We start from the raw sequence: 11,678 nt of genomic DNA, 5'->3' as shown, positions 1-11,678 counted from the left end.
TTCATCCACCGAAGCGGGAAGCCCCGCATCTTTTTAGAGCTTTCTGGAAATTGTCTTGATGGTTAGGTCATCGGTCGGCCGCCGGCGTCGATCACTCCGGATCATAAAGGTGAGCTGTCTGGGGCCTCTACCTCGGCTTGTCGAGGCCAGCCTTTCTGTCGAGGCAGTATGTCAGGATCGGCAGCAGCAAGCCGTGATCGGGTTGTTGAAGTCGAGTAGCCGCTTCCAGCTTTCGATGGTGAGATTGATGGCAGCATAGAACACGGTTGGGGGCGATGCCGCCGCTGGGCTTGGTGGCGGATGGAGCACAGATCTTGCGGTCTGTCGGTTGTGCCCTGGCGACTCACGTAAACACGGCGTAATCAGTTGCAGAGCCTTGGCCAGGACGTTGCGCGGCAACTCCTGAGCGGGCGCATCCAGTCTTGCGGATTCGGGAACTGCGGCTCGGTGATCGCTGCCGTTACGAACGAACCCATCCAGCGCCGACATAGTCCGCACCAGGGGCGGGGGTTGACAGCCATGGAAGTGCGGCACCCACATGCTTAGCTCAAGGGCCACCCACGCGCGATCCACACAGACGCAAGTCATCTAGACGGTTTCGATTCCCAGACATCGAGCCACCCGCCCCCTCCACGATCGCGCATCGATGTACCGATGACACAGCTGAGCAAGAAGCACTTGGGTGATTCCAAGCGGGGAGCAACCGTAGGTGTTTGATCCCAGATTTTGATGGGGCATCCTTGTCCTCCGAATCAAGGGATGCGCTATGGGCCAGGTTCTTCATGGGAGCGCCACGACGACAGAGGCGGTCCGTCGAGCGATACAGCATAGTCAAGAGAGCCTGAGGGCGCTGGCGAAGCGCTACGGGGTCAACCAAAAGACTGTTGCCAAATGGCGGGAACGGACCTCGGTGGCAGATTTGCCGACCGGTCCGAGAGAGCCTAGATCGACAGTGCTCTTGCCCGAGGAGGAGGCCGTCATAGTCGCCTTCCGGCGCTACACTCTGTTGCCACTCGATGACTGCCTCTATGCCTTACAACCGACGATCCCACACCTGACGCGCTCATCACTGCATCGCTGCCTGCAGCGCCACGGCATCAGCCGCCTGCCGGACGTAGAAGGCGACAAGCCGGCGAAGAAGAAGTTCAAGAGCTATCCGATCGGCTACTTCCACATCGACGTCGCCGAGGTGCGCACAGAACAGGGCAAGCTGCACATGTTCGTCGCTATCGACCGCACCTCGAAATTCGCCTTCGTCGAACTGCATGAGAAGGCCACCACCGCCATATCGAGAGACTTCCTACTGCGCCTGATCGCGGCCGTGCCCTACAAGGTCCACACTGTCCTCACCGACAACGGTATCCAGTTCACGACGCCCGGCGCCGGCGGTTCGGCCGTGCCATTGATCAAGGAGGCCATCGCAAACGGCGAACGCTTCTGGGCCCATGCCTTCGAATACGCTTGCGCCACGAACGACATCGAGCACCGAACGACCAAGGCAAGGCATCCGTGGACCAACGGCCAGGTCGAGAGGATGAACCGGACTATCAAGGATGCAACCGTCAGGCGTTTCTATTACGAGAGCCACGACCAACTCCGCCAGCACCTTGCCGACTTCATCTCGGCCTACAACTTCGGTCGCAGGCTCAAGACCCTCAAAGGCCTTACGCCCTACGAGTTCATCTGCAAGGCGTGGGCGTCACAACCGGAACGCTTCAAACTCGATCCGCTCCAGCAAATGCCGGGACTAAACACGTAGGTGCCGATCCGCCCGGTGGACTACGGCCGGGAAGCGATCCAAGACAGTGTGTCGTAACCGTCCTTGCGTCGTGCTCATGCAGGGCGAAATGCCCGCCAGATAAAAGAGTCCACGAAACACTGGCGTTGCAGACCTACTGAAAAGATTGCGACCTTGTCCTCTTATTTTTGGCCGCGGACCAACCCCGGAATTTGTAAAGCCTCGGTTTAGGTGGTCAATTCCCCGCACTCTCCATGCGGCGCCCGTCGATCGCATGCTCCAGCCACCCGACTTCCATTTCAGGCACGGAAGATAGCAGGAGGTCGGTATACGCGTCGAACGGCGGTGTTAGCACCTGCGTCTTCGAGCCGTAGCGGACCACCTCTCCGCGATACATCACCGCGATAGAATCCGCGATCGCCTTCACAGTCGCGAGGTCGTGCGTGATGAAAAGGTAGGCGACGTCCTCAATCTTCTGCAGACGAAGCAACAGTTTTAGGATTCCGTCTGCCACCAGCGGGTCGAGAGCGCTCGTCACCTCGTCGCAGATGATGAGCTTCGGCTTGGCCGCCAGCGCGCGGGCGATGCAGACTCTCTGCTTTTGCCCGCCTGAAAGCTCAGCCGGATACCGGTCGATGAAGCCCTTGCCCATCTCGATCTCGTCGAGCAGTTCGGCGGTTCGGGCATCGCGCTCCTTTCCTCGCATGCCAAAATAGAATTCGAGCGGCCGGCCGATAATGGTACGAACCGTCTGGCGCGGATTCATCGCCACGTCCGCCATTTGATAGATCATCTGCAATTCGCGCAAATCGTCCTTCGAGCGGTCGGCAAGCCTGGGCGTGAGCGTGCGGTCGGCGAAGGTGATGCTGCCGGCGATCGGCGGCAGCAAGCCCGTGATGACGCGGGCGAGTGTGGATTTTCCGGAGCCCGACTCGCCAACTACAGCGAGCGTTTGGCCGTGATGGACATTAACCGAGACGTCCTGAAGAACCTTCACAGCACCGCCGCCATAGGCAGCCGTGACGTGCTCGACAGAGAGCAGCGGCATCGGCGTAGGTCCCTTCTCCTCATGCTCGATCGAGCGCACCGAAACCAATGCCTTGGTGTAGTCCATGCGCGGTGCCTCGATGATCTGCCGAGTTTCGCCATGCTCCACCGTCCTACCATCCCGCAGCACCATGATCTCGTCCGAGACCTGGGCCACCACCGCAAGGTCGTGGGTGATGTAGAGCGCCGCGACGCCTGTGTCGCGGATAGCATCCTTGATGGCTGCCAGCACGTCGATTTGAGTCGTCACGTCGAGTGCTGTGGTAGGCTCGTCGAATACGATCAGGTCGGGTTCGGAGCACAACGCCATCGCAGTCATCACGCGCTGCAATTGGCCGCCAGACACCTGATGTGGATAGCGGAAGCCGATGCCTTTGGGATCGGGCAAGCGCAGTTTCGTGAACAGCGCCAGCGCGCGCTTCTCCGCCTCTGCCTTGGTGGCGACGCCGTGCAGAAGCGCTGCTTCCACCACTTGGTCCATGAGCCGGTGCGCCGGGTTGAAAGCGGCAGCAGCCGACTGCGCGACATAGCAGACCTCGCTCCCGCGCACCCTGCGTAAATCCCGGACGCCGCCCTTGAGGATGTCGCGGCCGTTCAGGAATACCTCGCCGCCGGTGATACGGACGCCGCCGCGGCCATAGCCCATTGCGGCAAGGCCGATGGTCGACTTTCCGGCGCCGGATTCACCGATCAGCCCCAGTACCTTGCCCCGCTTCAATAGCAGCGAGACTCCGTCCACGATGGTCACGTCGCGCGGCTTCTCGCCAGGAGAATAGACGGTCGCCTCGACCTTAAGATTGCGGATGTCGAGCAGAGCGCTGTTTTCGCGCCGCGGCTTTGCGTGCACCTTAACCATTATTCCCGTCCTCCCTTGAGGCTGGAGGTGCGGGTAAGCACCCAGTCGGCTACCAGGTTGACGGAGATTGACAGCATCGCGATCGCAGCGGCTGGGATGAGGGCGGCAGGTATCCCGAAGACAATGCCGTCCTTATTTTCTTTCACCATGCCGCCCCAATCGGCCTCCGGCGGTTGCACGCCGAGCCCGAGGAACGAGAGCGCCGAGAGGAACAGCACCGAAAAGATGAAACGCAGGCCGAGTTCCGCCACCAGCGGCGACAGCGCGTTGGGCAGGATCTCGCAGAAAATAATCCAGCCGAGACTCTCGCCGCGCAACTTAGCTGCTTCGACGAAGTCCATTGCGTTGATGTCGGCCGCAACGGCGCGCGAGAGGCGATAAACGCGTGTCGAACTCAGAACCCCCATGACGAGAATAAGCGTCACGTTATTCGAGGGCAGCACTGACAGCACGACGAGGCCGAATATCAGCGTCGGTATCGCCATCAAGAGGTCGACGAAGCGCGACATCAGCGTGTCGACCAGACCGCCAACGACCGCCGCCATGAAGCCGAGGATGGCGCCGAGCGAGAAAGACAAGGCGGTGGCCATGGCGGCGATGAAGATGGTGGTGCGGGCGCCATAGACCATGCGCGAGAGCAGGTCTCGCCCCAGATTGTCGGTCCCCAGCCAGTGCGTGGACGACATCGGCTCCCAGATGTCGCCGATGATCTGGCTCATTCCAAAAGGTGCAATCAGCGGGGCGAAAAGGGCGCAGAGGAGGAACAGCGCGGTGAGGATGAGGCCGATGCCGGCACTGACGGTGAGATTCTTTGAGTCGAACATAGCCGTCCTACTTCGGATGCCGCAGGCGCGGGTTGGCAAGGATCGCGCCGACGTCCGCGACGATGTTGAGCCCAATGTACACGGCAGCAAAGATGAGACCGACCGCTTGGACCACCGGCACGTCGCGCTTGACGACGTGGTCGACCAGATATTGCCCCATGCCCGGATAGACGAAGATCACCTCGACAACGACGACGCCTACCACGAGAAAGGCCAAGTTGAGCATGACGACGTTGATGATGGGCGCGATGGCGTTCGGGAGGGCGTGCTTGCGGATGATGTCGAAGGCGGAAAGGCCCTTAAGCTCAGCCGTCTCGATGTACGCCGATTGCATCACATTCAGGATGGCGGCACGCGTCATGCGCATCATGTGTGCCAGTACGACAAACACCAGAGCCGTTGCCGGCAGCACGATCGCCTTCAGCTTCTCCAGGAAAGGCATGCCGTCATAGACGGTCGAGATCGACGGGAACCACTGCAGCTTCACGGCAAGGAATAAAATAAGCAAATAGCCGATGAAGAATTCAGGCAGCGATGTTGAAGCCAGCGCAAAACCCGAAATGGTCTTATCGATAGGGCCATTGCGGTAGCGCACCGCCAGCAGCCCAAGGACGATGGCGAGTGGAACTGACACCACGGCAGCCCAGAAGGCGAGGAACAGCGTGTTCCACAGCCGTGGCATCAGGGTCGCCGTGATCTCCTGTCGCGTGGTGAGCGCGGTACCGAGATCGCCGGTCAAAACCCCGCCCAGCCAGTGGAAGTAGCGCACATAGGCAGGGTCGTTCAGCCCAAGCTCCCGGCGCAGATTGGCGACCGCCTCGGGCGTGGCCGCCTGACCGAGGATCGACTGCGCCACGTCGCCTGGAAGGATCTGGGTGCCCGCGAAGATCAGCACGGAGACGGCGAATAGGAGGAGAATGCCCAGCGCGACGCGCTGGGCAACCAGCCTCAGAACTGGCGAGCCCATAAGCACCATGTTCATGCTTCGAGCCAACACTGCGTCAAGGCGTAGCCGTTCATCAGCGAGTCGACCCGTCCGACGTATCCGCCAACCTGGTCGGAGATCGCATCGATGAACTGGTTGAACATCGGCACGATCGTCCCGCCCTCATCGCGAACGATGATGGCCATCTCGCGATAGAGGTTCTTGCGCTTGTCCTGGTCGAGTTCGCCGAGCGCTTCGGTGAGCAGCTTATCGAACCGTTCATTAAAGAAGTGCGTGTCGTTCCAGGGTGCCGTCGACCGGTAGGTGGTCGAGTACATCCACCCCTGCGTCGCGCGCCCCCTCCAGTTGGACGCGCAGAAGGGCTGCTTATTCCACACTTCCGACCAGTAGCCATCTCCCGGCTCGCGCTTGACCTCGACGGCGATGCCGGCCTTGGCCGCGCTCTGCTGGAAGAGCTGCGCTGCGTCCACAGCACCGGCAAAGGCAACATCGGAGGCCCTCAGCAGGATCGACCCGCTGTGGCCCGACTTCTGATAATGGAACTTGGCTTTATCCGGATCGAAGGCGCGCTGCTCAATACCCTCGGGGAAGAGCGGATAGGCTGCATTAATCGGGAAGTCGTTGCCGACGGTGCCGTAGCCGCGCAGGATCTTGTCGACCATCTCCTCCCGATCCACCGCGAGCTTGAGCGCCATCCTCAGATCATTGTTGTCGAAGGGAGGCGTGTCGCAGAACATGTTGAAAACATAGTGGCCGGGACCCGGCAGGGCCTCGACCTTCAGGTTGGGCGCGCGCTTGATGAGATCGATGACCTTGGTTTCGACCTTGTTGATCATATGCACCTGGCCGCCCTGCAGCGCGGAAACTCGGGCTGTGGTGTCATTGATGACAACGATCTCGACCTGGTCGGCGAAGCCCATCTTGTCGGACTGCCAGAAATTGGCGAAGCGCTCGCCGCCGTGGCGGACGCCGGGCTGGTTGACGGTTACCTTGTAGGGACCTGCGCTGATGCCTTCGGCCGGATTGTCCTTGCCACCGTTGGGCTGGATGACGAGATGATAGTCCGCCATGAGGTAGGGGAGCTCGGCGTTCGGCTCCTTGAGGGTGATGACGACGTCGCGGCCATCGGCCTTGAGGCTGTCGATGCCGGCCAAGATGCCCAGCGCGCCGGATTGCGATTTCTTGTTGGAATGGCGTTCCAGCGTCGCCACAACGTCTTCCGCGGTCACGGTCTTGCCATTGTGGAACTCGACGTCCTGACGAATCTTGAAGGTCCACACTTTGGCGTCTTTGGATGAGCCGATCTCCTCGGCAATGCGAGGCTCCAGTCCGCCGTCCGACGTGAGCGCCACGAGGTACTCGCCCCAGCACTTGCCGAAGTAGGACATCAATTCGATGAACTTCGCCGGGTCGAGGTTGTCCGTCGCCGCCCCGCCTACGATGCCGGCTTTCAGAATGCCGCCTTTTTTTGGCGTCTGCGCCATGGACGCGCCGGCAAGAAGAGAATTGGCGAAGGCAGCACTGACGCCGAGCGCCGTCGCACGGCCGAGAAATTCACGTCGGCTCAGCCGGCCCGCAGCTAAACCGCGGCTTAGATTGTCGAGTTCCTGCGACATTGATTAGCTCCTCTATGTTTGACTCTGTTCCCGGGTACAGAAAGTGCGGTTTTTTGTTTTGGTAATGATACATTTGCGTTTGCGCCGCTTTATGCAGAATCCTTCGGTGTTCCGGTACGGAAACTGCGTTTTCATGGTCTCGATGCAGAATTCCGGCGACCAAAGGGAGATCTGCTCTGTGGCATCAAGCTAAGGCGCGCGGCGGATGTTCGGACAGTGTTTGGCGGGCCGAGGGCCGAGCTATTGCTCCCACGCAGCAAGCGCCGGCTGCTCCACGACGGAGCTAACATGATAGGTTGCGGTTCAGATTGCGAGCAGGACTGGTCGGCGTGGCGAGGAGGGCGCTGATCGAGCAGGCCGTCTGACAAAGCCGAAGCCTCACGCGCTACGACAGGGGGGTGCCGGAGTCCTTGATAGCTTACCGATAAACGACGCTCGCCCGGCCGCCTCGCCGGCGTCGTGCATTGGGATCTGCAGGTACCCTGCACAATCGACTGCTGGCGCGGTCTCAACTTGGGCAATAGAGGTTGAGACGCTTTCATTGTCTCAGCGTTTGCTTACGGAAAAGGATCCCCAGTCTGCTGTTCGATGGGTGAATTGCCCGCAATCCAGGCGACAGTCCCGCCGGGAACTACGACCTGGCTGTAGAGATACCCGAAAATAACACCGGAGGCGCTTGCCTTCAAAGAACTCCGGTCGCCTGACGCAGGATCGAGAATTGTCCCAATCTCTTCGCCGGCCTGCACATGGTCACCGGGGGTCTTCGAGAAAATGACAATCCCAGGGGCACTGGCTCGCACGTAGTCAACGCAGTCGAGCGTCGTGTGGCACGTGACAACTTGCGACGGCGGCTGCGTCGCTCCCTCCAGAAGGCCAACTGCCTCCATGAAGCCAATCAACCCTCGCGCGTCTTCGATCGCAACATCGTCGCGAAGACCCTTTGACCCGCGATACTCGAGCGTGGCCGACAAGCACTCAGTTATCGAGACGTCCGGAAGAACTTCCTGTGCTGCGCGCCACGGCAGAAGGCATGCTGTAGGAAAATCTGTAAGCTCGGGAACGCCGCCGATCGTGGCCAAGCTGCCGATGTAGCGCGACAACAGGTCTGCGGCAGGATGGTCGGGATTGGAAACGTATGCATAAAGGACCGCTTCGTCGGCGCAATGAACGTCCAATACAAAATCGGCGTCAACAGCGAGCCTGAGAAGCACCTGCTTCAGGCTATCAAGCTCGTTTTTTGGAACGAGTGCGGAGACCGCCTTCAGCATTGCACGTTTGACAGCCTCCCCATTCATAGCGAGCCCCTCGCTTCGGAGAGCTGCGAATTGCGCCCCCAGCAGAGGGGTCAGGTCCGGAAAATTGCGGTTGAAATTACCCCCCAGCCCCAAGTCAGCCCGGCCAGCATGATACCCTTGGATTCTCTGAGATAAACCAATCGGATTGGCACATGGGACTATGATGATCTCTCCGTTCGGCTCACCCTCTCTTTCTTGGAGCAGTCTCACAAGATGGCTGAGGATCACCATCCCCGGGAGTTCGTCAGCATGGAGGCCCGCCTGCAAGTAAATTTTTGGGCCTGGGCGACCAACTCCGAAACGGTGGACGGTAACCTGACGCCGAGTACCGATCGACGAGGGGAAAAGGGCGATATCTTCTACAACAGAATGCATACCGATCTCGTTGTGTTGGCCGGAGGTGACCTGGGGAACCCCCCCGCATTGGCTGCAATGCCCTGCTTCATGCGAGCTAATGTGGCAAGAATATTTTACAGATGGCGTGCATCTAACTTCTATATTGCAAAAAAATTTTACTTGGCTGCCTCCCATCTCAAAGTAGCCATCTCTTCGCATTCTTCGCAGGGTGAACTGGTCCAGGGCGCTGCTCGAAGGCCCAATGTCAATGACCGTGGAATCGGGACCCCGCATTTTCGCGCAAAAGGGACCCCGGTTTTGGGGCGGTGAAGGGCACGCCGATGAGCGCCCGATCAGGCGGAGCTGGTCGGGGTTGCACAGCCTGATCGGGCGCGGCTGATTGGCTTTAGATTCCATGAGGGGTGAACCTGCGACCGGCGATCTGCAAGGGTGCAGCTTCACAGAAGCTGCTCACTCCAGGAGGTCATTGTGGTCACTACGCATTTTCAAACCGAAACGCCCACTGCAATTCGAACCGATCTCGGTGCGATTTTCGTCTCGTTGGAGTTGAGCCGGTCTACTTGGTTGGTCACATCACTGTCGCCGGGTGGCGGGGAAAGGATGTCGAAGCATGCCGTGGCGGGCGGCAACGTCAGTGAATTGCTGGCTCGATTTACTCATCTCCAAGAGAAGGCTCGTTCGCGATCTGGACGGTTGTTCCCAATCGTGACGATCCAAGAGGCGGGCCTCGACGGCTTCTGGATTGATCGTGTGCTGGAAACCAACGGCATTGAAAGCTACGTGGTCGACGCTGCTTCGACTGCAGCGTCTCGCCGCCGGAAACGAGCAAAGACTGACAAGATCGACGGCGAGGCGCTCGTGCGCGCGCTACTCGCCTTCAAGCGTGGTGAACCTCGTGTCTGTGCCATGGTCAAGGCGCCAGGCCCGGAAGAAGAGGATCGGCGACGCATTTGCCGCGAACGTAGGGTCGCGGAAAGGGTCGAGCACGTCAACCGCATCAAGGGGCTGCTCTTCGCGCAAGGCATCGGCGGCTATCAGCCACTGAGAAAAGATCGTCGCAGACAACTGGAAGACCTTCGAACTGGCGACGGCCGAGTGCTGCCGCCACATCTCAGGGCCCAGATTTGCCGTGTACTCGATCGGCTGGAACTGCTGCTCGATCACCTTGCAGTCGTTGAGCGTGAGCGTGATGCCTTGGTGGAAAGGGTTGAATGCGAAGCCAAAGCCCCGGAACCGGCAACAATGCTATGTGCAATCAAAGGCGTCGGCCCGGAGGTAGCTGCAGTCCTTTGGACCGAAGGCTTGTGTCGGCAATTTGATAATCGTCGACAGGTCGCGGCATACGCCGGCCTGGCGCCGACGCCTTGGCAGAGCGGAACCATCGATCGAGAACAAGGCGTGTCGAAAGCAGGCAACCCGCGGCTGCGAACAACAATGATTCAGTTGGCCTGGCTGTGGCTCCGCAACCAACCGTTCATCTGCCTTGAGCAGATGGTTTATTGATCGCGTCCAGTCGAATGGCGGGCGGCACAAGAAAAGCACGATCGTTGCGCTGGCCCGAAAGCTGCTGGTCGCTCTCTGGAAATATGTCACCTTCGGCATTGTCATCGACGGCGCAGTGCTGAAGTCGGCCTAAGTTCTCACGGAGACACAATCGCGTAATCTTCCAGGACTGATCAATCCTGCCGGATCCAGGTGGGCGAACCGGCTCAAAGTCTGGCTTCAGATGCCGTGCTTTAGAATGGTCCCGTCCTCCTGAGCCTTTTGCCGCAACGCAAGCGGAATGATGGTGCAGCCGCAAGTACGGCGACCGTATGTGAGTTTGAACCGGCCGAGGAGAGCCGCGTCATGCGAAAGGCTCAGACCATGGAATCTGACGACCGGGAAGGAAACAATCCATGTCTTGACGCGCTAATCCTCATGTGAGCTTTGAGAGCGGCTCTTGAAGCGCCAGGAGTCGTTTCCGGTCTCGACGATCTCGCAATGATGCGTAAGGCGATCGAGCAGCGCGGTGGTTATCTTGGCATCACCGAAGACGCTCGGCCATTCGCCGAAGGCAAGATTGGTGGTGATGATGACGCTGGTGCGCTCGTAGAGCTTGGAGACGAGATGGAAGAGCAACTGCCCGCCGGCCTGGGCGAAGGGAAGATAGCCGAGTTCATCGAACACGACGAAGTCGAGCCGAGTGAGATGGTCGGCGATACGTCCCTGTCGGCCGGCACGGGTCTCGGTCTCGAGCCTGTTGACCAGGTCGACGACATTGAAGAAGCGCCCGCGTGCACCGTTGCGGATCAGTGCCCGGGCAATGGCGATCGCCAGATGCGACTTGCCCGTGCCGGTGCCGCCGACCAGGACGACGTTGCGCTGATCGGCAACGAAGGCGCCGCCGGCGAGATCACGGATCAGACTCTCGTTGACTGGCGTCCCGGTGAAGTCGAAGTCGTCGATGTCCTTGGCCAGCGGCAGCTTGGCGACGGTGAGCTGGTATTTGATGGAGCGCGCCTGCTTCTCCGATATCTCGGCCTGCAGCAGATCGCCGACGATCCTGGGCGGCTCGTGCTGTCGCTTGATGGCGACGCGCCCATGATCTCGTCATAGGCGCTGCGCATTCCGTAGAGCTTCAGCGCTCCCATCAGTTCCAGTACCTCGGTGCGTTCCATGGCTGTTTGTCCTCCTGAGACTGTCATAGCGGGCGCAGTCGGCGGCCGGCTCGTGAGCCAGCGTCAGGGCCTGGGGAATGGAAAGGATCGTGCCCGGCGCCGGATCGCGGCTGCGGGCCAGGATGTTGAGGATCACCGCCGCCGAACAGACGCCATGCTCGAGCGCTTCCTGGCAGGCGCTCTCGACCGCGCTCAATCCGTCGGTCAGGACTCAGGTGAGGATCGACACCATCTGCCGGTCGCCGTCATCGGCCGCCCCTAGCTTGCGGCGCACCTTCTCCATGGCTGATGGCAGAACCCATTCCCGGAAAGGCGCGCCGTTGCGCAGGCCGTCCGGTT

General features: G+C 60.1%; 7 protein-coding genes and 3 pseudogenes. 3 read left to right on the top strand and 7 right to left on the bottom strand.

What is annotated here, in order from left to right:
* The first annotated feature begins 766 nt into the window (after positions 1 to 766).
* A complete protein-coding gene (locus EOB36_RS11695; protein WP_128284896.1) occupies positions 767 to 1,759 on the top strand; it encodes an IS481 family transposase in 993 nt (330 codons plus the stop codon).
* Positions 1,760 to 1,973: 214 nt separating this feature from the next.
* Here EOB36_RS11695 and EOB36_RS11690 read toward each other — a convergent pair whose 3' ends face one another.
* The 5 genes from EOB36_RS11690 to EOB36_RS11670 form a co-directional block, all read right to left on the bottom strand.
* The gene (locus EOB36_RS11690; RefSeq protein ID WP_127316335.1) at positions 1,974 to 3,641 is read right to left on the bottom strand and encodes an ABC transporter ATP-binding protein; all 1,668 of its coding nucleotides are present in this window, start codon (positions 3,639 to 3,641) and stop codon (positions 1,974 to 1,976) included.
* Positions 3,641 to 4,465, bottom strand: coding sequence for an ABC transporter permease (locus EOB36_RS11685; protein ID WP_127316336.1), 825 nt, complete (start codon positions 4,463 to 4,465; stop codon positions 3,641 to 3,643). Before EOB36_RS11685 ends, EOB36_RS11690 begins: the two co-directional genes overlap by 1 nt.
* A 7-nt stretch (positions 4,466 to 4,472) precedes the next feature.
* A complete protein-coding gene (locus EOB36_RS11680; protein WP_127316362.1) occupies positions 4,473 to 5,432 on the bottom strand; it encodes an ABC transporter permease in 960 nt (319 codons plus the stop codon).
* 11 nt (positions 5,433 to 5,443) lie between these two features.
* Positions 5,444 to 7,027 (bottom strand): ABC transporter substrate-binding protein, encoded by a 1,584-nt coding sequence (locus EOB36_RS11675; RefSeq protein ID WP_128284895.1) that lies wholly within the window; start codon positions 7,025 to 7,027, stop codon positions 5,444 to 5,446.
* A gap of 557 nt (positions 7,028 to 7,584) precedes the next feature.
* Positions 7,585 to 8,553, bottom strand: coding sequence for a succinylglutamate desuccinylase/aspartoacylase family protein (locus tag EOB36_RS11670; protein ID WP_245467764.1), 969 nt, complete (start codon positions 8,551 to 8,553; stop codon positions 7,585 to 7,587).
* Between EOB36_RS11670 and EOB36_RS35095 the strand changes: the two genes are divergently transcribed.
* The gene (locus EOB36_RS35095) at positions 8,536 to 8,988 is read left to right on the top strand and encodes a hypothetical protein (protein WP_245467765.1); all 453 of its coding nucleotides are present in this window, start codon (positions 8,536 to 8,538) and stop codon (positions 8,986 to 8,988) included. The two genes, EOB36_RS11670 and EOB36_RS35095, sit on opposite strands and share 18 nt — an antisense overlap.
* A 159-nt stretch (positions 8,989 to 9,147) precedes the next feature.
* Positions 9,148 to 10,315 (top strand): annotated as a pseudogene (locus tag EOB36_RS11665) (IS110 family transposase).
* A 275-nt stretch (positions 10,316 to 10,590) separates the two neighbouring features.
* Here the strand turns inward: EOB36_RS11665 and istB are convergent.
* A pseudogene (istB, locus tag EOB36_RS11660) lies at positions 10,591 to 11,339 on the bottom strand (IS21-like element helper ATPase IstB).
* A pseudogene (locus tag EOB36_RS35090) lies at positions 11,272 to 11,678 on the bottom strand (IS21 family transposase); the annotation flags it as partial. The pseudogenes EOB36_RS35090 and istB, both read right to left, overlap by 68 nt.

Source organism: Mesorhizobium sp. M6A.T.Cr.TU.017.01.1.1 (genome assembly GCF_004023115.1).
Classification (GTDB): domain Bacteria; phylum Pseudomonadota; class Alphaproteobacteria; order Rhizobiales; family Rhizobiaceae; genus Mesorhizobium; species Mesorhizobium mediterraneum.
Note: the sequence above shows the minus strand (reverse complement) of the source record. Positions and strands in the feature narration are given on the sequence as shown.

Coding starts and splice junctions, on each gene's coding strand:
- EOB36_RS11670 (WP_245467764.1), bottom strand. CDS start 8,553: ATGGTGATCCTCAGCCATCTTGTGAGACTGCTCCAAGAAAGAGAGGGT.
- EOB36_RS11690 (WP_127316335.1), bottom strand. CDS start 3,641: ATGGTTAAGGTGCACGCAAAGCCGCGGCGCGAAAACAGCGCTCTGCTC.
- EOB36_RS11685 (WP_127316336.1), bottom strand. CDS start 4,465: ATGTTCGACTCAAAGAATCTCACCGTCAGTGCCGGCATCGGCCTCATC.
- EOB36_RS11675 (WP_128284895.1), bottom strand. CDS start 7,027: ATGTCGCAGGAACTCGACAATCTAAGCCGCGGTTTAGCTGCGGGCCGG.
- EOB36_RS11695 (WP_128284896.1), top strand. CDS start 767: ATGGGCCAGGTTCTTCATGGGAGCGCCACGACGACAGAGGCGGTCCGT.
- EOB36_RS11680 (WP_127316362.1), bottom strand. CDS start 5,432: ATGGGCTCGCCAGTTCTGAGGCTGGTTGCCCAGCGCGTCGCGCTGGGC.
- EOB36_RS35095 (WP_245467765.1), top strand. CDS start 8,536: ATGGCTGAGGATCACCATCCCCGGGAGTTCGTCAGCATGGAGGCCCGC.